Consider the following 22,812-nt stretch of genomic DNA (forward strand, 5'->3'; position numbering starts at 1 on the left):
AATTATTCCCTGTCGATTATCTTTTTAGCTTGAATGGATAGATTCTTTTGAACTTGCCCTTGTCTCTTTAATATTCGCTTCGCTTTCTTAAACTCCCTTACAGCATCACCCTCTCTGTTAACCAGCAAATATATCTCTCCAAGCTGAAATCTAGCATCGGCATCATCCGGTACAATTCTGTTATATGCCTTAAACTTAGCGATAGCCCTTTTATACTCATTTCGTTCAGTATAAATTATGGCTATCCCCTTTAGCGCAGTCTGGTTCTTTTTATCCACTCTGAGAGCTGATTCAAACAAAGAAAAAGCCTCAGCTATATGATTATTAAAGAGGGCCTCAGCTCCAAGCCTGGCCATAAAAATTCCGTCCTTATTATGTTCACGTCCGAGCCTCTTATAAATATCAGAAGCATTGCGCCCGCGTCCTGCCAGATCATAAGCGGAAGCAAGCAAAAACCCTTCAAACCTTGGTAGAGTCTTAAGACGCGCATAAGGTTCAAGAATTTCCAAAGCCTTTTGCGGATCTTTTTCCTCAAGATATGCTCTGGCCAATTCTATCTTTTCACCCTGTGGAAGCACTCCCTGTACATACAAATCCTGCAACAGGATGATCCGCTTCGCATTCATTCCTGCAAGACCGTAATTAAGAGCCAATTCGAGCTTTAAATCAGTGTCACTCGTTTTGAGAGATAACGCCCGTTCATAATAACCGACGGCTTTTGCGTATTCAGCTGAGTCAGAATATCCTTTTGCAGCCTGTATTGCCAAAGAAAAACTACCCGGCTGCTCATCAGACATCTCACCAAAAAGCTTTGCAGACACCTTTGGACGATTCGTCCAGCCTGCAAGCCTTGCCAAGTTTGCGCGGACCTTTTTATCTTTAAAATTCAACGAATAAATTTGATCATAAAGCCTGTAAGCTTCTTCGGTAAGTCCTGATTTATCTGCAAATTCAGCCCATTGAAGAAGCATTTCATACGTTTCGCCCTTTCTATCTGCAAACCGGACTATCAACTGTTTCGCTTTTTCCACGTCTCCGGCTGCAGCCCAGACTCCTGCGGCAAGCATTGCAACCTGTTCATCATAAGGTCTTAATTTAACGGCAGTTATAGCCGCATCTCTAAAAATTTTGCTGTCAGCAGTAAAAGACGCCACCTGCATAAGCCTCATAACAGCTTCTTTCTCTCCACCGGTCAGGACCGCAGCCTTTTTATAATAAGGGTAACCGTCAACCGGAGAATTCAGCCAAAGCATGATCTCTCCGGCCTGAGACAGAACTTTAATATTATCGGGCAACACCTTAGTTGCGTATCCGGCAGCCTCTTTTGCGGTTTTAATTTTCTGAGTTTCCGCAGCGGCAAGCAGCATACCTATAACGTCTTTCTCCTGCCCTTCTTTGCGAACTACTTTACTATATAATTGATATGATTTTAAAGGATTACCGGCATTCATCCAAGCCTCGGCCCCTTGGCGCATGAGTGAAATATCATCCGGCTTAAAACGTAAGGCTAAATCGATAGTCTCTGCAACAAGCTTATCATCTCCTGTTGCTCCGGCAGCGTCCAAAAGTCTGACATAATCCTCAATCTCTCCACCGGGCCCTTCAGCTACTGCCCTCAGCATCGCATAGGCTTCGCGAGGACGATTAAGCCCGAGCAGAAGTTCAGCCCTTGTACGCTGGTATTCAGGATCAGAAATATTAAGAGATTCAGTCTCTGCCACAACTTCTGCCATCAACTGTGTATCAGAACTATATAAAGCAGCTCTTAACATGTTGTGAGCATATTTAAAGAAATTACCGATTTTATCTGCCAAATCACGAAAAAGCGCCACGGCCTGACCGAATTTTCCGGTCTGCATATACATATTTCCCAGATCTTCACGATGCTGGTTATTATCAGGTTCAATGCGCACCAACTGTTCCAATGAAAACTCAGCAAGATCATATCTGTTTAAACTCTGAGCCAACCAGACCATTTCTTTAAGCAATATGGTGCTATCCGGCTTAAGCTTATATAATTTTTCCGCCAAATCCAGAGCAGCAGTATATTGTTGAGACCAGCCAAGAACTTTAACAAGTTGAATACGGTTTCTTAATCCCTTCTCCGTTTCATTATCCATATAAGAAGCAAAGGATAACGCCTCTTCAACACGGTCAACTTCAACATAATATTCAAGAGCATAAGTAACAAACTCTAAGTAATTAATTTTCTCATTATTAGCCAAAGCAACCCGGAACTGCTCTCCTACTATAAAAATATGCCTGATAAGATAATCCTGATAGGGATCTTCTTTTTGTTCATCGTACTTATCAGAAAGCCGGGCAACTTCGAGATTTATCCCTTTTTGAAAAACATCGGCAATTTCACGAGTTGACTGTAAACGATTCAACTTTATAATCGCCCCGACTTCATCATGAATCATGTTGTAGAAACGATAATACATAACCATTTGCTCAAATGGCTTTTTACGTTTTGAACTTATTTTTGAGATCCTCTCCCATGTATGCAAAGCCTCACGAGGCATAACATTCCACTCGTAAAACTGAACCAGTTTTTCAAGGACAGCAAGATCCTCCGGCTTAAATTCAAGAACTCTATTTAAACTGGCAATAGCCTTATCCGGCAATCCACGGACAAGATAAACATCCGCACCAATAGTAAGCAGTTGCAGATCATCAGGATTTTCATCCAAAAGTGTCGAAATTAAATCAGAAGCTTTAGCTATTTCACCGCTTTTTAGATACAGCGGAACCATATCTCTCGGGAAAGGATAGATAAGAACGGTGGCTCCGATAATTATGAGCGCAAATAAAAGTATTCGCCATAACTTGATATTCAAATCAGCGAAATCTCCAACGGTCCTGACGTTACATCCTGTAAAACAACCTCGCCGCCATTATTACTGCGAACCTCTAATCCCGAAAAGTTATTCCCTACAACTTTATATGTCTGATCAGGTTTAAGGCCGCCTACAACAATTTTACCATTTCCAAAACATTCAAATATAAACCGCGCTCCTCTTTGAAAATGCTGTAAATCACTTATCCAACCTGAACCGTTTTTAATATATGCAAAGTCTGAATTCACTTTAAGATTTGAAGATAATACAACTTCCGCCCGTTCTTTTCCCGGATTTAAGTGTACAAATATCCCTTCCGGTTGAACATCATACCCAAGAACATTTTTACATCTGGAAAGATCGGGAACCTTATCAGCTCCGCCCAGTCGCAGGGAAAGACAATTCCCGTAATCTGTTACAGAAAAACTATCGGCATCTATAATTTCAATTTTGCCAGAAAGATACCCTTCGACCATTTTAATGTAGGCCGACGCATAAATGTTCGCACAGTCCTGCGCGACAACCCAGTCGTAAACATCTTCCAGCGCTTTGAGAGATGCGAATTTTTCACCACTGTAAAAATGATAATAAATATCGATCGGCATAATCCGGCGGGGTGATCCGGTCCGCTTCATGGTCTCCACAATATTGCGGAATCCGAAAAATGGACCTTCCCACAAATTCGTCAGGATATTCTCATTTGCCTGCCCTGTATAAATCTGACTTTCCTTACCAAGCTCTCTATAAAGAGGAGACACGCCGAAATATGAATTACGGCGGGCATCAAAAACAGTATCGCCGCCGTTCAGGTTAAGAATTCCGGCTTTCGTGGCAATTGCAACCTGATCCTCGGTTGGATCACACATTCCTGACCAAAAAAGTGTCTTACAAGGACGCGTAGGTGGAGCTAGATCAGTAGAAATATATTCACAGGAATCTACGATTTCATACTTTGCATTAAACTTATACCCGTCTTTCTCATACTGCCCGATAACAAAGCTGTCGGCGTAGTCAGGAGAATCTCTCAACTTTTCATTCCAAGCAAAAGGATGAGTATATGAATGAGAAGCCGGTTCAATATTCTCCATCTCAAAAAGAGTTCGCGCCAACTCGACATTAGCCGGACTTCCCCTGACATCGGGATTAATTTCTCCGGCAATTACTGATGCTGAATTCGGAAAGTCATAACGGGCAAAAATTCGCTCCATTATTATTTCACCGCAATTCTTGTTTTTATCAATTTCAGTATACCCGGCAAAACCGTCGCCATCGATATGAGCAAATGCGACTCTAAGACCATTAAGAGTAGTAGGAGTCAGAGCAGGTAATCCAGTAAGATCCAAAGATTGTTTTAAGAATTCAAAAGGATTTAAATACCACTGCTTAAGATAATTAACAGGATCCTGCCAGCGTATGTATCCATCAAGAGCAAAACCTCCGGTCGGACTAACACCTACAACACAGCCTTCAGAACCAGGCTTACCCTTTATCTTTACAGTCACCCACGATTTGGCTTGCTCATCAGCGGGAACAATAGGAATATATCTGGAAGGGAAAAGAGGTAATTTGCGTTCAAAATTCATCTGCTTTTGATCAACATAATCGTACAAAAGGCGAGTACGGGCGTTGGTGGCATTGCCCTGCCATGAAAAACCTAAATTTGAATAAACTCTCTTTATCAAAGCAGAATCAACGGTTTTATCATTAAGATCCCGCCCCGCACCAATATTACCTGCAATAATAACTTTGCGCTTATTTTTTTGCTGCTTAATAAGCCAATTCAGATACTCTTCCGGTTCCACCATTATCTCATCTGAAAAAGTTGTAAAAACTCCCAGATATTGTTCCATTTCCTTCTCATCAGGAAGCGGACGCTTATTTACATCGCGAATCTCGTATAGAATTCCGAAATAATTAAGCGGCATGGCAAATCCTTCTAAAAAAAGATTTGACCGAGCATCCCGCTCCTCTACGCTATTATAAAAAACCAGAACTTTGCGCTTGAGCGGAGCCGCATAACTCGCCGGAACCGCGACAGAAACAGAAATCATAAGAAGAATAAAACTAAGGAGCAGGCGCATAGGTATTAACCTGATTAAGTTCAGGGGTGCTGACATAGGGCACGAATCCTTGTTTGCGTGAAAAGTCATAGGCCTTATCAATATTCTTCACATCATCAAAAGGAACATAATCCAAGCTCAGAACCACAAGTTTACGATTATTTTTCAAGGCTGCTCGTGCCTTGGAAATCAAAAAATCACGATCTTTTTCAGTTACATCACTTCTGACCTGCGTACCTATATCTATGGAACTGCTAAGCCCTTCAATCAAAAAATAATCAACATATGGTCCGGATCTCTGAATAATTTCAAATCCGCGATTCTGACAAAGAAGCAACTTGGGATAATGCTTTCGAATCTCTTTTATCAATTCCACCGAGCTACGCTCAGTCCCTTTATAGGTATCAGGGTCTCGCCTCTGCATATCAATCGGAGAATCCAGCGTGTCAAAAAAAAGACCGTCATATCCGGCCTTGAGCGCATCAGGGAGAATCTGCTCAAAAAGCATTTTTTTCCATTCAGGACGGCGGATATCAACAACCCATGAATTCCAATTCTCATTATACCTGACAAGCAATCCTGATTTTGCGGCCTCAGCGTAATAAGGACTGTCCGCATGCACTTCACCAAGACTCAAGTATACAAGACATTTAACACCGGCCTTGCGCAAAGGAACCGGATTTTGACCACCAACGGCTAAAACAACAAGATCGAACCGGGCTAATTCCTCAGTCTTATCCTGCTGCCCATAATAACAACTCCATGTCGACACCTGATTTTTGCTTTTACCGAAAGCAAAAGTGCTGCCGAACAAAGAAAATGATATTAACGCCACGAGAAAAACTATTGAGCCGGAACAGAGGCCATTGAAGCGACCATTTCTGTCAAGGCTTCCTGAGCTACGCTGTTTAAAGATTCTGTGCATCCGAAAAAGCAACCTCCGCTCTTAGATACAGATGAAGCCCAAAGAACTTTTCCTGAAGAGACATCAATCATTCTGAGGTTTATTCCAACAGTTGGGCTTTGATTTACGCCGCGTTTGTACTGATATTCAGACACTGAACCATAAATAATGGTATCAACACCAAGACGGGTTCCGACTTTTTGAGCCACAACATCTTCCATTACAAATTCCAGATCATCATCTTCGCCTTTCACGCGTTTGAGCATGTCTGTAGATTCCATCAGATCAAACTTCGTGGAAGAGTACAGCTCAGTTGAAAGCAAATCACCGACCATCCGCCCGGCATTCGGTGTAGTGGTTAAATTAACCAAAGGAAGAACAGCCGCATGACGAGCTTCACTCGCAATACCTTGAGGCTGAACATATCCTTTCATGTATGATCCGGAACACCCCGCAAGAATCATGACCAAAAACATCACGGCAAATAAAGACCTTTTCACTTTTACCCCTCCTAACTCCAAGTCAAAGATTAAGTATTTAGAATCTCTTATGAGATTAAAATATGTTTTAATAAAAAGAACTGCTTACATAAAATATCTGCCAAACATTCTAACTAATACCAATAAAGTGATACTTATAATTTAATCAAGGAAATATAAACTTTGTAATAACTAATAAACCTTAATGATTACAATGAAAAGAAATTTTCAATCTTTTAAGCCTCTCCATCTCATTTTTATAAAGAAGCAACAAGGATCTTACTTTTATTTTCCACAATGAAATGCTACATTTTTCTACAATATCAAATTATAAATATAGCTCCATGTAGAATAACAGCAGGAATCAACATAACATTATGAAATTTAAATACCTATTTACTGCACTTATACTTCTGACAATAACTTCATGCACAGCAAAGCAACCTGAAATACCCCAAAAGGCACCCTTGAAGCAAACTATTCACAAGGCACAAAAAGATATTACGAGCTGGGCTTACTGGCTGCAAGCTCCATCTATTGCTGCGCTGGCAGAATCGCCATATGATTTAATTGTGATGGATTACTCGGCAGATGGAACCGACAACAAAAAATTCACAGCCAAGGACATTTCCGTTCTTCACAAATTCGACAAGACAGTCCTCTGCTATTTTTCCATTGGTGAAGCTGAAGAATACAGATTCTACTGGCAGAATAAATGGAAGGATAATCCTCCGAATTTTCTCGGACCGGAAAACCCGGACTGGCCTGCAAACTATAAAGTGCGCTATTGGCGCGAGGATTGGTGGGAAACAGGACTGCGTCCATATCTGGACCGCATCTTAGAAGCAGGATTTGACGGAGTTTATTTAGACATTATAGATGGATACTGGTTCTGGCATGAACAGGGTGTAGACATAGAATCCGCAGCAGATGACATGGTCAAACTAATTAAAAGAATTGCTGACTACTGCCGCGCAAAATCAGGTAAAGATTTTATTATATGTCCTCAGAACGGACTGGGAATAATTGCCGACTGTTCACCTGTCTACCGCGATGTATATTTCAAAACAGTAAACATGGTCGGTCTAGAAAGTCTGCTGACCAATGTTTTCAGTAAAGAAGATCAAAGTTACAGACTTAGTTTGGCAAAAGAACTTTCTGATTCAGGAATAACTATTCTTGATGTGGAATACGTCAAAGAAAAAGAATACCCGGATTATCTGGAAAAGGTTAAAGCTCTGAACTTTCCAATCATTCCCTACGGGGCAACGCCGGACGCAGCTCTCGACACACTGACTGATTTTGATAGATATCGCAGGGGAGAAAACGGCAACTGACAATCTGAATTAATCTTCTTCAATCTGTGAGGGATCCAGCTCAGCTTTTGCGTATTCCATATATATCCCCGAATCGAGGAAAAGCTTATAAACATCAGAATCAATATGCCTGTCCTTCTCCATAAAACCGAGAATTTTGATTGCCTGAGCAAGCTTCATAGGTTTTTTATATGGCCTGTCTTTAGCTGTGAGAGCTTCAAAGATATCGGCTACCGCCATAATTCTCGATTGCAATGAGAGTTCCTTTTCCGCCAGTCCTTTCGGATATCCTGAACCGTCAATTTTTTCATGATGTCCAGCGGCATACTCAGGCACATGCAACAACCTCTTAGGGAAAGGAAGCCTTGAAAGCATTTCAAATGTAATCGCAGCATGACTTTCTATAACCTTGCGCTCACGATCTGTCAGAGTCCCTTTACGTATGCACAGATTGGTAACTTCATCATCACTCAACCAGTTAAAAGACTCTCCTCCGCTTTCGTAAGTACGCGCCGCAATTTCACAAACTCTTGCAATCCGTTCATCAGTCATGAACTCATTAGGAATATTGCAGGAAGCAATAAATTTCCTATCATCTTCGAGTTGCTCAAGTTCAACAGCATATTTCATTTCAATTGCAGAAATTTTATCGGGCCCGGACCCGTTGGACAAAACTTGAACAACTTCTTCAAGCTGCCTATTTTTCACAAGTTCCGAAATCAACCTGAACCGGTTGTCTACGAGCTCTGAACGGTCATAAATAGTCTGAAGTTTAGTAGACTTATCTACCACATGCTCAGGAATAGAAATTTTTCCTACATCGTGCATCCAGGCTGCAAGCTTCAATTCTTCAAGTTCATCTATGGTAAACTGCATATCTGCGAACTTGCCTTCAGTTGCATTATTGACAGTTTCAGCAATCATCATGGTAAGATCCACAACCCGCTCAATATGCCCGTTCGTATAAGGAGACTTTGCATCAATAGCCGCGGCAATACTCTGGATAACAGAATAAAGAAGATCTTTAAGGCCCTGAATGAGCTGAGCATTTGTGAGAGCAATGGCGGCTTGTGAAGCAAGAGAACCAACGATATCTACAACATCTGTTGAAAATTCAACGACTTTTCCGTTACTATCAAGAGCATTAAGAAGCTGCAAAACACCTATTATATCCTGTTCGTGATTTTTTAGAGCCAGAACAAGCATCGATTTTGAACGATATCCGGTTGCGGCATCATACTTTCTCGGCCCGGTAAAATCGAACCCTTCAGCTTCATAAACATCTGCAATGTTGACAGTTTCACCGGTCAGGGCACAATAAGCGGAAACGTGAGATTTATTAGGTGTATTGCCGGAGGTATAAAGAGGAACAGGCGGCAAAGTTATTTCATTACCGCTGCTGCCGCCCATGCGCACATTCATAGTGTCATTCTGAAGGATGGAAAATTCAAGCTTCCGGTTATTTTTATCCACAATATAAAGAGTCCCGGCATCGGCCTTTGTCAAAACACGGGCTTCATCAACTATCATTTCTAAAAGACGCTCAAGCCTTGTTTCCCCGGAAAGAGCCAGACCTATCTCAGTAAGCCTGTCCACAAGGTCCATCTGCTCCCCGAACATACTTGAAACAGCTGAAAGAACGGGTTTAGTAAGATCTTTCAACGCTTTCTGACACGTGACGCACTGAGTCTCTACTATCATGTCATTAAGAAGTTTCTCAATGGCTGTAGCGCCCGTCACATTTATTTTGGCAATCTTCTTTTTCAAAACATCCCCCACGCTGGTATACCCCTGTGCAGCAACATAAAGTCATCAGCTAATACGTAAACATACTGCATAGAAACCAGCTACTCAACTCTTTTTATTATATGATTAAAATATCATAAATATTTACGCGATCATATAACTTAGTATAGATAGCTGGTAAACTTTTATTAAACTTATTCATATAGATGCAATCTACTTACGTTAATCAATATAAACACACCTGATTCTATCAGATTTAGCTGCTATTAAAATTTTTATTTTCATTATGCTCTAACTAATCTTTAAAAAGGAGGTTCTACGGGTTGCCCGATACCTATTAATGAATTATAATTATGCAGTTTTTTATGAATGTTAATCGAACTTGAACACCAAAAAACTGATTAATTTTTAATTTTTGATACATAAAAAAAACCGCTTAAATGCAAATAATATCCCAAAAAACAATACAAAAATAATCTTTCCAGCACGAATTCATTGGAAATTTTAACAGAGGATTTCATGACCTTAAGCACCTTGCAGCAGCGGATTATAACCTCAGTACTTCTTGTCTTTGCACTTTTTCTCGCATTATACTTAGGAGGATACGTCCTCATGGGAGCAGTGACTGTTTTCTCAGTTGTGGCGCTCCACGAATTTTATTCCATGTTCTGGAAGGAAAACTCCCGCACTTTTTCAAAAATAATCGGCATGATTTCAGGAGCCGCAATAATTTTGACTGCGGCTTTAGCTTCCCCCACATGGGTAATAATTTTATTAATCGGCCTTTTCTGGATATTTAATTTAAAATTTCTTTTCTCGTACAGCGCCACACCGGGCAGAGCCTCATACAGCGACTCCCTGATTCTTTTTTCCGGGCTAATATACATCCCTTTAACTCTTCAGTTTTTAACTTCCATGAACAGCTGGGAAATACTTTTTGTTCTCCTTTCATCCTCTGCCTCTGACACCGCGGCTTTTTACGCCGGAACTTATTTCGGCAAGAAAAAAATATGGCCGCGTATCAGTCCTAAAAAATCATGGGCAGGATCAATCGGAGGCTTTATTGCCTGTATTATCTGTTGCACTGTATACGGAAGATATTTAGGCAACGCATCAATCCTTTCATGGGTTATCCTTGCTGCGTCTTTAAACATAGCTTCTCAAATGGGAGACTTCTTTGAATCCGCACTCAAGCGGAAGCTCGACGTTAAAGATTCAGGAAAAATTCTTCCGGGACACGGCGGAGTTTTAGACCGAATCGACAGTCTTGTCCTTGCGCTCCCCGTGTATATTCTGGCAAGACAGTTACACGCCTTTTTCTAAACAGAGCCTAAAAACTTTCAGCTCACAAAACACGACGGAATTAAGATTTTGAAAACTTACATATCTCCATGGCCTGCAACTGCGCAACTTCCAGCGTTCCCGAGAACTATTTCTATTCTGGGTTGCACAGGCTCAATCGGAACAAGCACTCTAAAAGTAATTGAACAGCATCCAGATCTTTTTAAAATCACAGCACTTGCCGGCGGAAGAAATGCTTCTTTACTGGCAAAACAGGCTATCAAGCACCGCCCTGCTTATCTCGCTGTTCTTACGGATGAGATAGCCAAAGAACTCAAAGCACTGCTTCCCGCTGATTACAAACCTGAAATTCTGACAGGGCCTTCGGCTTACGTTACCTTGGCATCTCTTGATGAAGTCTCACTTGTTCTCTCTTCAATCGTCGGCGCCGCCGGATTTGAGCCGACTCTTGCAGCGGCTAAAAAAGGCAAAATGATTGCCCTCGCCAACAAGGAATCTCTGGTTCTGGGTGGACACATTATCCGCGCTACCTGCCATGCAACAGGCGCAACAATTCTACCCGTAGATTCTGAACACAATGCCCTATTTCAAGGCCTTGCAGGCCATAACGGCGCGGATGTAAGCAGACTGATTCTCACAGCTTCCGGCGGACCTTTCCGCGGCAAGAGTAAAGAATTTCTGAAAACTGTCACCCGTGAACAGGCTCTGAACCACCCCAACTGGGACATGGGCGCAAAAATCAGCATTGACTCCGCAACCCTTATGAATAAGGGGCTCGAGGTTATTGAAGCTTGTCATTTATACGGCCTGCCGCCGGAACAGATTGATGTTGTTGTTCACCCGCAAAGTATTATCCATTCGCTTGTAGAGTATGTTGACGGTTCACAGTTAGGCCATTTAGGACTTCCTAATATGCAGATTCCAATTGCATACAGCATCTGCTTCCCCAAGATAGTTCCACTGGACTTAAAACCTCTGAATCTTGCAGAAATAGGAACTTTAACTTTCGAAAAACCGGATCTTGAAGTTTTCCCCTGCCTGAAACTGGCGGCTGAGGCTTTTTCTGCAGGACAAAGCCACCCTATCGTTTTGAATGCTGCTAATGAAGTAGCTGTTGATCTCTTTCTGCACGAAAAAATAGGATTCACGGACATCCCTTCAATAATAGACTCAGCTCTGGAACGACATATATCCTGCGACGTAAGTGAAGCAGGAGCGGTTCTGGAACTTGATGTCAAAACCAGACGCGATGTTATGAACTCTATCGCTTAAGGCAAAATATGACATGGATATTTGATTTCCTACTGGTTCTCGGCGGCTTAATTTTCTTTCATGAGTTAGGTCATTTCGTTGTCGCCCGCTTACTCGGAATAGGAGTTAAAACCTTTTCTCTGGGTTTCGGCCCAAGGATTGCGGGATTTTCACTGGGAAATACCGACTACAGATTGTCATTAATCCCCCTCGGCGGCTATGTAAGCCTTGCCGGTGAAGAACGTGATATGGACAATGATTCCGGTTTCAACTCCAAACAATTATTCATGAATCGTCCTCCGTGGCACAGAATGCTTGTTGTTGCTGCTGGACCTATTTTCAACTTTATTCTGGCATGGATCATCTTCTGGGGAATTATCCTGACACATGGTCAGATGGGTATGACTCCCGAAGTAGGCTCACTGCAACCTGACGGTCCTGCACTTCAAGCCGGAATTCAGGCTGGAGACAATGTTCTTTCTATAAACGGAAAAAAGATTGTGTTCTGGAGTGATCTGGCAGAAACCATTCAAAACAGTAAAACCGAATCTCTTGATTTAGTTATATCCAGAGACGGTGTGCAAAAAGATATTGTTGTTACACCGCAAGTTCAGGAATTAAAAAATCTTTTCGGAGAAACAATCCGTGTCCCGGTTGTGGGTATTGTTGCTTCCGGCAAAACCAAAACTGTTGCGCTTAACGGGGTATCAGGAGCAAAAGCCGCGGCCGTACAAACTTGGACTGTAACAAAACTGATCTGCACAAGTATTGTTAAAATGGTCGAAAGAGTTGTGCCGATGGATTCAATAGGCGGACCAATCATGATAGCGCAGGCTATCAAACAGCAATCTGAACGCGGATTGCTTGAGTTACTCCAGTTTACGGCTTTCATCAGCATAAACTTAGGACTGCTGAACCTGCTGCCTATTCCTGTACTCGACGGTGGACATTTGCTGTTCTTCGGACTTGAAACAATTCTACGTAGACCGCTCAATGAAAAACTTCAAAACGCGGCAACCCGTATAGGCCTGCTTTTGCTCTTTTCCCTGATGGCCTTTGCTATCTTTAACGATTTAGTCCGAACGTTCAAATAAATGAATCTACTTTCAGATAATAAAATAGAGCTTCTGCTGGCCCTCGACGGAACAGAAGAAGCTCTACAGATAATTCTTGCTAAACGCGAGGAGCCTGAGGAACCATTCTCACTCCTCGACGCTCGAACTTTGGTAGTCCCGGGAAGATCTGCGTTTTTTATGGTTCCGGCCATTAAAAACGCACTGGACCTTTTCGGCTTTTCAGCAAAAGAAATAACACATCTGGCCTGCGTTGCCGGCCCCGGAAGTTTCACAGGTCTACGGCTGACTTTTTCTGCTGCCGCGGGTATTATTTCCGGGAACAAGGCCCTCATTACCGGGCTGGAATATCTCCCGCTGCTTGCCGCAGGCCCGGCTAAATTTACCGGGCATCCACTTTGGGTTGTGACCCATTCGCGCAGAATGCAAGTGTACATTCAAGGATTTGAACCAATGATTGAAGGGAATAAAAACCCCGAGCCACTGACGCCGGTTCTTCCGGTTCCGGTCACGGAAGCAGTTCAAATCATCGAATCTTACAAACAGGAAAGAGCTGTCATTATGGGAAGCGGGCTGCTAAAAAACAAAGCTTTTTTTGACGAGTTTTTAGCCGCTAATCCGCAACTTAAGACTCTTCCTAAACGGTTCAACAGACCGGCACTTCAAGATATTCTTTCCGCGGCGGACGCGGCTGAATTCGGAACAGAAATGCCTTTTCCGATGTATCTCAGAGGATCTGACGCAGAAGACAACCTTGAAGCTATCACAAAAAAACTCGGCATTCCTTTAGAGGTTGCCCGCAAGCTGCTAAAAGACATTTCTCCAGTTTAAAATATCACAACCAACCTGTATTTTACGAAGAGGATTTCCAGTATCTACTGGAGATCCTCTTTTTTATTTAACAAACAAAAAACCGCTGTTCCTCTAAAGAAATCTAAAGAGTAGACGATCAGATTAGCACGGAAGGACCAGATAGCTTTGTGAACCTGAGTTCCAGAGCAATGTTTTTGGCAAGGACGCCAATATCACTTCAAGGAGGAAAACATGGCTTTAGTAATTAACCACAACTTAATGGCAATGAATGCGACCCGTAACCTCTCGGACTCGTATAACAACTTAGCTGTTTCAACTCGTCGCCTGTCTTCAGGTCTTCGTGTCGGAACCGCGGCTGACGATGCTGCTGGTCTCGCAATTCGCGAAATCATGCGTGCTGATGTTAAGTCACTTAATCAGGGTATTCGTAACGCTAACGATGCAATTTCCATGATCCAGACTGCTGACGGCGCGCTGTCAGTTATCGATGAAAAGCTCATCAGGATGAAGGAACTTGCAACACAGGCCTCAACCGGTACCTACAACTCTGACCAGCGTTTGATCATCGACTCCGAGTATCAGGCAATGGCATCAGAAATCACTCGTATTGCTAACGCAACTGACTTTAACGGAATTCACCTGCTTAATGGTAACTTGTCTGGAGCAAATTCTGCGCACAGCGGTGGCGGTCTGACTTCTACTGGTCCGGTTAAGGTTCACTTCGGATCCGGCAACGACTCCGCAGAAGACTACTACTATGTTTCCATTAACACAGCTACTGCATCAGCTCTTGGTGTTGGACTTGCGGCAAGCAATTCAATCTCCACTCAGGCTCTTGCTCAGGCATCTCTGGATAAGTTGAATAACGCGATCATCTCCAAGGATAAGATTCGCGCTAACCTCGGTTCTACCCAGAACAGATTGGAAAACACAATTACCAATCTGTCCATTCAGGCTGAAAATGTTCAGGCTGCGGAATCCCGCATCTCTGACGTTGATGTAGCAACAGAAATGACCGAGTTCACCAAGAACCAGATTATGACTCAGGCTGCTGTAGCAATGCTCTCGCAGGCGAACAACATGCCAAGAATGGCTATGCAGTTGATCGGTTAATTAAAAACCGCTTAATCTGACATACTCCATTCTGACAAAAGTCAGATTAATGATAAAAGCCGGGTCGTGAATTTCGGCCCGGCTTTTTCTCCAAAATTTAAAATTTCTGCCAAAAAGAACACAGGATAACTTGGCACTACCTTTGCAAGCCATAAGATACGTAAAGAACCTAGGGAAAATTATTCCCGGAGATAAAAATGGCTGACTCAATTTCTGGAAATATCAACTTCGCCGGACTCGGTAGTGGCACGGACTTCAAAGCCATGATCGAAGGTATGGTGAAGGTCGAGCGCATGCATATTAACCGTCTTGAGAACTGGAGAGGTTCTTGGAGCGGGAAAATTGATAAGTTTCAAGAACTTAATACTTCACTGCTATCTTTACAGACTACACTTAAGTCCATGGACACTCTTGACGAGTTCATGACCAGAGCTGTTTCAACCTCCGACCCGGATACACTCACAGCCACGGCAACAAGTGCAGCATTAGTTACAACTCACGCAATTGAAATCAATCAGCTGGCACAAAATGATATCCATGTTACAGCCTCAGGCGCCAGCTCCATTAAAGATCCAATATTTACTTCGACCGGCTCGTTTACTTTTTCGTATCAAGGTGAATCCGTAACCCTCAGCAACATTGCCGCAGGGACCACCATGGAAGGGTTTGTCAATATGATAAACGCCCATGCGGACTCGCGTAGCAAAATCAGAGCCACGACTATTAATGATGGAACATCCACCCATCTACAAATTTACGGTCTCGATCTTGGAGCCGACAATCAGGTCATAATTTCCAATACGACCGGAATGATTTTCAATGCCGGAGATTTCGGACAAACTCAGGAAGCTCAAAATTCAAAAATCAAAGTAGACGGATTCCCTCCGGGGGGTGGCGACTGGATTGAACGGGATACCAACTCCATCAATGATGTCATAGACGGAGTAACCATCAACCTTAAAAAGACTACAGATCCTGGTGCTACTATTAATGTTGGTATCACCACCGACGCAGCCGGTATGGTTGAAAATGTCCAAAAATTTGTTGATCAAGTAAATACTGTAAGAACCCTCATAAAAGACCTGACAAAGGTTGATACCAGCTCTGAAAAAGCTCAAGGGTCGCTCCTTACCGGTAACTACGGTGTTGAACTATTAATCGGTCAGAGATTAAAGGATATTATTTCCAGCAAAGGTGTCGGCTTTTCGTGGTATGAACAATTGCCCAGCGGAGACTTCACAGGGGATAAATATTCAGCTCTCTCGCAGCTTGGAATCATGACTAACGCAGAATCCGGCGGCGATAAAATGGGGCTTCTTGAGATTGACAGCGAGAAGTTGAATGCAGCCTTACTGGACGATCCTTATGCTGTTGCAGAACTTTTTGCAGCCAACAACAAAGGGGAGAGCGATTCTCCAAATGTTGAATATCTTTCACACATTACTGGTGTGACAGATCCAGGCGACTATAATGTTCAATATGAGATATCCGGGGGTCAGCTGATTTCCGCAACTATCAACGGAAACACAGCGTTGGTAGATCCCGCAACATGGCAAATTACCGGTGACGGTGGTCACCCGGAAGCAGGTTTAGCTATTCGGGTTGAAAACCATAATGACGGAACCTACGGAAATGCGAGCAGCAAAGCGGATGACGCGATTCTAGTTCATATCAAGCTGGGTAAGGCCGGAGAAATGTCCGGAGCCATTACTGACATCACCGGCGAAGAAGGCCCACTTAGCATTCTTGAGAAGAACTACAAAAGCATCATTAGCAGCATCGATAAAAAAATCGAATATGAAGAAAACAGAATTGAACTTTACGAAAAGAACTTGACTAACAAATATGCCAGACTTGATGCGTTGCTCGGTAAATATCAAGGTATGCAGGCTCAATTAACCTCAAGTATCAAACAGTTAGGTACCGGCAGCTAAGAACTTAAATCTTAAAATATTTTCTTAATAAACAAATAAACAACAGTATTAACAGAATAATACAATTAACCTCTAATGTTTTTTAAAAAACATACCGATTAATATGGCAGGAGGAGCAATAAATGCATAAAGCCGCACAAGCATATCTTTCCACACAGGTACATACCACTTCCAAGGGAGAACTTCTCCTGATGCTTTACGATGCCGCCATTAAATTCTTGAAGCAGGCAAAAGTTAAGATTAACGAAAAGGATTACGCTGCCAAAGGTATTCTTATTTCAAAAGCTATTGAAGTTATTTCAGAGCTGACCGCAAGTCTTAACAAGGAAAAAGGCGGAGAACTCGCTGAAAATCTGAGCCAGCTTTATATTTATTGCAACACAAGACTGTTGCAGGCAAATTTAAAGATGGACAATGAAAAAATAGATGAAGTTGTCAGAATAATTGACGGAATTGCCTCTGCCTACAGAGAGATCATTCCGACAATGGAAGCACAGAATGCTGTCCCCTTACAGACATATTCCACGTCTTCAAGCGGATCAACAAACATCAATGCCAGCTTCGTTAATGATCCAGGATACGGACTTCCCACAGCGTCCAAAAACATGCCTGCCCCGAATTCCATGCGCCTTAAAAAGGCAGCCAATGCCTACGGTACCAGCCGATAAGCAATTAAGACGACTATCAACAAATAAACTCTCAAAGCCTCTGTTTTCAGGGGCTTTTTTAATGCTGATTTCTTTACTTCCAATCTCTTATCTGTCACTTAATATTAATCATGGCAGAAGAAAAAATTAAAGTACTGCACGTAGCCTCTTCGCTCGGACTTGGAGGCACAGAAAAGGTGATGCAATCATTTGTCACCAACCTTGATAAAGGGAAATTTTATACGGCAGTTTTTTCCCCGACCAACGGAGCGCGCGCAAAACTGTTGCGAGATTCCGGTATAGAAACATTCATAGGACTCGATATTCTGCCCCTTCTTGAAAAATTTCGACCGGATGTGGTTCATCTGCACCGCGCCGGATGGGCCGAACCGGGATATTTACGCCCTTTTAAGCTTGCCCGCATACCCGTTATTGTTGAAACCAACGTATTCGGTCATCACGATCCCAGCCCGGACGGAAAGATAATTGACCGACACCTGTTCGTATCTCACTTTTGCGCGGAACGGTTTGAAAAAATAAATTCCATTCCAGCGTTACCTCCCAAATACTCCGTACTTTATAATCCGGTTGATACAGATTTCTTCGCCACTCACTGCCCCGCTGAACGTAACTTCCCGCCGCACACATTCGGGCGTATTTCTCGTGCTGATCCCGGCAAATGGTCCACTCTTGCACTTGGAATATTACCCAATTTACATAAAATGGTGGAAAAGAAAGAACTCGCTCCTTTCAATTACAATATTATCGGCGGAATTCCCGAAGCTGAAAATTTCGTAAAAGAAAACAACTTCAACAAGTATGTTAATTTCTTAGCACCGATTTTAACGGACAAAGAACTTTCGGACTTCTTTAACTCTATCTCATTTCTAGCCCATGCAAATGATACCGGAGAATCTTTCGGTCTAGTTATCGCGGAAGCAATGGCGGCGGGCCTCCCTGTAATCACTCATCCATGCAAAGAATTACGTGACAATGCCCAGTTGGAGCTTGTCGATCACGGTGAAACGGGGTTGATAGCCAATAACGCTCAAGAATACGCAGAAGCAGTCAAATTTCTTCTCACCCATCCAGATAAAGCTCGAGAAATGGGAGAAAACGGAAGAAACAAAGCATCTAAACTGTTCAGAGCGCAGGACGTTGCAACAAAACTCGGAAATATTTATATTGAATTGCTAGAATCTAAAGGCTTTCAAAAATAATATGAAACATCCGTTTGATCTATATTCAGAACAAATCCTTTCCTTTAAACTTGAAGGACAAAAGCAGGACAATGCTGTTGTAAAAAGTTGCAAAACAGAAGCAATTGTCCAGAAACACCTCCAATTTGCTGCAAAGTCCGGTTCATCATCAATTATTCTTTTCGGAACTGGAGATGGTGACCTTGCTGAGGATCTCGCAAAATATAAACCTGAATGGATGCAATTAATCATTTGCGAACTTTACCCTGAAAACATCCAAAAACTCAGAGAGAGCAATTTTGCTCCGGATGCAAACAACTCCAACACCCACCTGCTTGTTGATTCATCAATATGGGCAATTTTTATGCTTCTGATTCAGTACGGATTCACAGCAGGAAAAAGTCACCTGATTCTTAATCCCTGCATTCAGGACGAAAGCAAAAAAAAGCACCAATCTTTACAAAAACTTTTTTCAGGATGTAATCACATTCAGACTCCTGAACATTTCGATACAGACGTAAAAATTTCTGCGGCAGCAATAGTCAGCCCCGACGAGCCAGACCTTAATTCATTTATTTCTTCATTTCCCGCATGGCTTTACGAGCTTGTTCTTATCTGGGACTGTACAAATTATTCAGATATTCCCGGAATCTCTTGCGACTCGGACATAAAAATCGTAAATATCTGCAACCCGCTGAATAATGATTTTGCTTCGCAGCGAAATGTAATGCTAAGCCACTGCCGCGGTGACTGGATTATTTATCTGGATGCAGACGAACGTTTTTTAAATGAAGACTGGGAATTACTAAAAAAAGTTGCCTCATATAAGCAGTGTGAGGGATGGTATTTTCCGCGCTTAACCTTTTACCCCGACAAAGATTACTGTCGGATGGGATACGGACTTTGGCCGGATTTGCAACTTCGATTCTTTCGCAAATCTTCTAAAATTAAATTTATCAACAAAGTTCATGAACAGATTGTCGGACTGGAAGGACAAACAGGAATAATTGCGGGGTCGCCTATCAGGCACCTTACCCATCTGATTAAAAATCGAGATGAAATTGAGTCGAAACTAGCTAATTTCAATAACGCGACAGCCGGGAAATTCAACCACAAACTAGGTTCTGAATTTCCAAAGCTAGCTTCAGACTTACTTAAACCGCAAAAAAATGTTCCACTACTGCCTATAATTCTTCCCTCAATAATTATATAGATGATGTTCGTGAACAATTACCATTGCCTTACAATATAAAATTTATTAGGTCTGACCAAACTATTCAGACAATCAGCCTTAAGGAATTAATATGAAAGTTATTTGCCCCGAGTGTAATTTCACCAGTGAAATTCCGGATGATAAAATACCAGCAAACGCACAGCTTGCAACCTGCCCCAGATGCCAAATAAAATTCAAATTCAGATCTTTGGATGAGAATCCGGATATCGATTCTGAAGAGATACAGCAACCGGAAGCACACGAGGAAAATAATTTTCCTCCACAGCAGGCTCCAGCCGAGTCCGCACACATGTATCAACAGAAAGATGATGATTCGGATCAGGAAATTGAGCATAAACAGGAATACATTCAGGAAGAAACTAAAACAGAAACGGATTCCGACATATGGAAAAGCCTTAATTCCATGTCTCCCGATGAAAGCTCCACCAGTGAAGAAGTTAAAGATAAATACGAGGAGCCTGCGGACAACGAAGTCCCTTTTGAATTCATGGAAAAATACGGATTTTTCCCGGCTCTATTTCTTACAATAAAAAAAGTTTTTCTTTCTCCTAATACTTTTTTTAAAGACATGCCTCTTACTGGATTCATCAAGCCTCTTATTTTCTTCATCCTTTTAGCAGAATTTCAAGAAATTTGTAATTTCATATGGGCCACAGCCGGAGTTGATACAACCATTGGTTCCGACGTCGGTCAGATTATGAATGATTCAATGATCGCAAGCTCCCTCGCCGAAGGCAGTCTTTCAGGCTTGATGTCATTATTTATATATCCACTGTTATTAGCCGGTATGAGTTTTCCTCTTATCGGGATAACTCACGTAATGCTTATGATCTTTGGAGCTGGCGATCGTGGATATCAAGCAACTTTCAGAGCAACAGCATACTCATATGCCCCCATAGTCCTTTGCATAATACCCGTTATCGGTGATATGGTCGGAGCTGTTGCATGTATGGCTATTTCTATTATTGCATATAAAAACATACACAACACATCATATTTACGGGTTGTTCTTTCAATGATCATGCCTGTAATGTTAATGTTAGTCATACTTGGTTTTTTCTCACACTTTAGCCAACCGACAATATAACAGTTCGAGGGCATACATATGTTTGGATGGATTAACGAACTTATTTATCAAGCTAAAAAACGAATACAATTAGCAAAAGATATTAATCCTAAAAGCTTCCAGAGCATGGCAAAAGAAATATCCGAACTTGCCGATGCCTGCTCACAAGTATGTCAGCCGGAAGGTAATGTTCTGCAACGGGTGGAAAGAATAAAGGATGAAATGGAACAGCTTACCAAGCTGACAATGCAGCCTGAATTTAAAAAACTATCCACACAAAGAAAACTTGAACTGCGTGAAAGCCTGATTCAATCCAGAGAACAAATTCTGGAATCAATGCAGACGGCTCCTTCCCCGACAAAACTAATTCAATAAAAAATGAGCGATCCTTTCCCAAAAGGGTCGCTCATTTTTTATTATCCTCTTTTCAGAAAACGACGATCATGCGGCATGAATATTGCTTTACTTCAGACATACGGAGTATAGTCATTTTTCGGACGCAATGAAGCGAAACCTTTCACCTAAGATATATATAATGAAAAAGTATCTGATAATATTAGTTTTGCTGTTATCTGCATGCACAAAATTTGAACCTCAGCTGACAGCTCAATCCGTCTATTACGAAGATGCGAAAGTGCAGTTATCTCAGCTTATGGTTTATTCCAGACCGGAAAAACCGCATTACGGGCCACTTTCAGCTCTATTCTATCCGTATCATGTGACTCAGACTATGAACGACGGAAAAGACTGGGGCAAACTCATCGGTAAAAATGTCTGGCAAAACTGGACCAGCCTCCAAATATTTCCTTCAATGGTTTTTGATGAAAGACTTGTATATCGCGGACTGGATGATGCCATGTTTACAGCGCGTGCAAGAGGATTCGATTTACTCGTAGTCGGCTTTGTTCCGTATCTCTACCTAGGGCATACAATGGACGACTCAGCGGTAACTCTTCAAGTTAAAATTTATGAGACAAAGCGCGGACATATGGTTTGCTCTTTCGAACAATCCGGGCGCGTACCAAAACGCATGGATGATGATTTTATCCTTGTTAAACGTGAACACCGCATGCCTGATTCAGCCTTTTTCGAAATAGTTCAAACTATTGCCACTGACATGGCTGTTCCCCTGACTTCATGGGCACGTTATGAAAACACCAACAAAGGTATTATAGCCGGACTTTCTGCAGCTATGGCTGAAGCGGATAAACCTCAAATACAGTCATACAATCCTGAGCAGAACGCACCTTCTTCAACAAACAAACAAGTCGCTCCGCAAGAACCCAAAAACGAGATAGCTCCTGCACAGACCCGTGCGCCAGTTTCTCCGCCAAAAGCCAAATCGATTAATCTGGCTGTTCAGTTTGATGTAGATTCTGCGACAATTAAACCGGAATCCTATCCTCTTTTAAACGAACTAGGAAAAGCTCTGATCAGTGATAAGCTAAAAGATAAAAGCGTCATTATTGCCGGACACACAGATTCCGACGCGTCCGCAGAATATAATTTGGACTTGAGCAAAAAAAGAGCCGACGCCGTTAAGAAATATCTTGCTGACAACTTCCCTATCTCCGCAACCCGCATCGCAACCACGGGATTTGGAGAATCGAGACCTCTGGTCCCCAACAGCACTAAATATAACAAACTTTTGAACCGCAGAGTACAAGTCTCAATTACACCTTAGCTTTAAAATAATTACAAGTATCACTCATCCTCCTTAAGTTTAGAACCTAAGGAGGATGTTTTTTTTGGGGCCCACCTTCTCAAAACATATCATATCAGACAAATATTACTTTAATTTCAAATAATTACATATATTAAACAATACACTTAAT

The 22,812-nt window shown here is 42.1% G+C and carries 18 protein-coding genes; 13 read left to right on the top strand and 5 right to left on the bottom strand.

Annotated features, from left to right (window positions below):
- Positions 1 to 2: 2 nt before the first annotated feature.
- Genes BLT41_RS06610 through BLT41_RS06625 form a run of 4 tightly spaced genes read right to left on the bottom strand, consistent with a single transcriptional unit; the run spans position 3 to position 6,304 of the window.
- A complete protein-coding gene (locus BLT41_RS06610; RefSeq protein WP_092159505.1) occupies positions 3 to 2,840 on the bottom strand; it encodes a tetratricopeptide repeat protein in 2,838 nt (945 codons plus the stop codon).
- Positions 2,837 to 4,921, bottom strand: a complete 2,085-nt coding sequence (locus tag BLT41_RS06615; RefSeq protein WP_244512209.1) for a polysaccharide deacetylase family protein — start codon at positions 4,919 to 4,921, stop codon at positions 2,837 to 2,839. Before BLT41_RS06615 ends, BLT41_RS06610 begins: the two co-directional genes overlap by 4 nt.
- Complete coding sequence (locus BLT41_RS06620) at positions 4,905 to 5,825, bottom strand: glycoside hydrolase family 191 protein (RefSeq protein WP_092159507.1); 921 nt, start codon at positions 5,823 to 5,825, stop codon at positions 4,905 to 4,907. The genes BLT41_RS06615 and BLT41_RS06620 overlap by 17 nt, the downstream gene beginning before the upstream one ends.
- On the bottom strand, positions 5,744 to 6,304 hold the full coding sequence (locus BLT41_RS06625) for a GNA1162 family protein (RefSeq protein WP_092159508.1): 561 nt from the start codon (positions 6,302 to 6,304) through the stop codon (positions 5,744 to 5,746). Before BLT41_RS06625 ends, BLT41_RS06620 begins: the two co-directional genes overlap by 82 nt.
- A gap of 356 nt (positions 6,305 to 6,660) precedes the next feature.
- Here BLT41_RS06625 and BLT41_RS06630 point away from each other — a divergent pair, with 356 nt between their 5' ends.
- Positions 6,661 to 7,620, top strand: a complete 960-nt coding sequence (locus BLT41_RS06630) for an MJ1477/TM1410 family putative glycoside hydrolase (RefSeq protein WP_092159509.1) — start codon at positions 6,661 to 6,663, stop codon at positions 7,618 to 7,620.
- Between the two features lie 9 nt (positions 7,621 to 7,629).
- On the opposite strand, the gene BLT41_RS06635 is transcribed toward BLT41_RS06630, so the two are convergent.
- Positions 7,630 to 9,366 (bottom strand): HD family phosphohydrolase, encoded by a 1,737-nt coding sequence (locus BLT41_RS06635; protein ID WP_092160349.1) that lies wholly within the window; start codon positions 9,364 to 9,366, stop codon positions 7,630 to 7,632.
- Between the two features lie 498 nt (positions 9,367 to 9,864).
- Here BLT41_RS06635 and BLT41_RS06640 point away from each other — a divergent pair, with 498 nt between their 5' ends.
- The 12 genes from BLT41_RS06640 (at position 9,865) to BLT41_RS06695 (ending at position 22,661) form a co-directional block, all read left to right on the top strand.
- Positions 9,865 to 10,668: a phosphatidate cytidylyltransferase gene (locus tag BLT41_RS06640; protein ID WP_092159510.1), complete on the top strand. Its 804-nt coding sequence runs from the start codon at positions 9,865 to 9,867 to the stop codon at positions 10,666 to 10,668.
- 48 nt (positions 10,669 to 10,716) lie between these two features.
- Positions 10,717 to 11,919, top strand: coding sequence for a 1-deoxy-D-xylulose-5-phosphate reductoisomerase (locus BLT41_RS06645; RefSeq protein WP_092159511.1), 1,203 nt, complete (start codon positions 10,717 to 10,719; stop codon positions 11,917 to 11,919).
- 8 nt (positions 11,920 to 11,927) lie between these two features.
- Positions 11,928 to 12,992, top strand: a complete 1,065-nt coding sequence (gene rseP / locus BLT41_RS06650; protein WP_092159512.1) for an RIP metalloprotease RseP — start codon at positions 11,928 to 11,930, stop codon at positions 12,990 to 12,992.
- Entirely contained in the window at positions 12,993 to 13,802 is an 810-nt protein-coding gene (gene tsaB / locus BLT41_RS06655; protein ID WP_092159513.1) for a tRNA (adenosine(37)-N6)-threonylcarbamoyltransferase complex dimerization subunit type 1 TsaB, read from the top strand.
- A 213-nt stretch (positions 13,803 to 14,015) separates the two neighbouring features.
- Complete coding sequence (locus BLT41_RS06660; RefSeq protein WP_092159514.1) at positions 14,016 to 14,897, top strand: flagellin N-terminal helical domain-containing protein; 882 nt, start codon at positions 14,016 to 14,018, stop codon at positions 14,895 to 14,897.
- A 197-nt stretch (positions 14,898 to 15,094) separates the two neighbouring features.
- Entirely contained in the window at positions 15,095 to 16,831 is a 1,737-nt protein-coding gene (gene fliD, locus BLT41_RS06665) for a flagellar filament capping protein FliD (RefSeq protein WP_092159515.1), read from the top strand.
- A 122-nt stretch (positions 16,832 to 16,953) separates the two neighbouring features.
- Positions 16,954 to 17,499, top strand: a complete 546-nt coding sequence (gene fliS, locus BLT41_RS06670) for a flagellar export chaperone FliS (protein ID WP_092159517.1) — start codon at positions 16,954 to 16,956, stop codon at positions 17,497 to 17,499.
- 110 nt (positions 17,500 to 17,609) lie between these two features.
- Positions 17,610 to 18,698, top strand: coding sequence for a glycosyltransferase family 4 protein (locus tag BLT41_RS06675; protein ID WP_092159518.1), 1,089 nt, complete (start codon positions 17,610 to 17,612; stop codon positions 18,696 to 18,698).
- Position 18,699: 1 nt separating this feature from the next.
- Entirely contained in the window at positions 18,700 to 19,890 is a 1,191-nt protein-coding gene (locus tag BLT41_RS06680) for a glycosyltransferase (RefSeq protein WP_092159519.1), read from the top strand.
- Between the two features lie 91 nt (positions 19,891 to 19,981).
- On the top strand, positions 19,982 to 20,998 hold the full coding sequence (locus tag BLT41_RS06685; protein ID WP_092159520.1) for a zinc-ribbon domain-containing protein: 1,017 nt from the start codon (positions 19,982 to 19,984) through the stop codon (positions 20,996 to 20,998).
- An 18-nt stretch (positions 20,999 to 21,016) separates the two neighbouring features.
- Positions 21,017 to 21,352: a hypothetical protein gene (locus tag BLT41_RS06690; protein ID WP_092159521.1), complete on the top strand. Its 336-nt coding sequence runs from the start codon at positions 21,017 to 21,019 to the stop codon at positions 21,350 to 21,352.
- Positions 21,353 to 21,512: 160 nt separating this feature from the next.
- A complete protein-coding gene (locus tag BLT41_RS06695) occupies positions 21,513 to 22,661 on the top strand; it encodes an OmpA family protein (RefSeq protein ID WP_092160351.1) in 1,149 nt (382 codons plus the stop codon).
- The last annotated feature ends 151 nt before the right edge of the window (positions 22,662 to 22,812 follow it).

This window comes from Maridesulfovibrio ferrireducens (genome assembly GCF_900101105.1).
GTDB lineage: Bacteria > Desulfobacterota > Desulfovibrionia > Desulfovibrionales > Desulfovibrionaceae > Maridesulfovibrio > Maridesulfovibrio ferrireducens.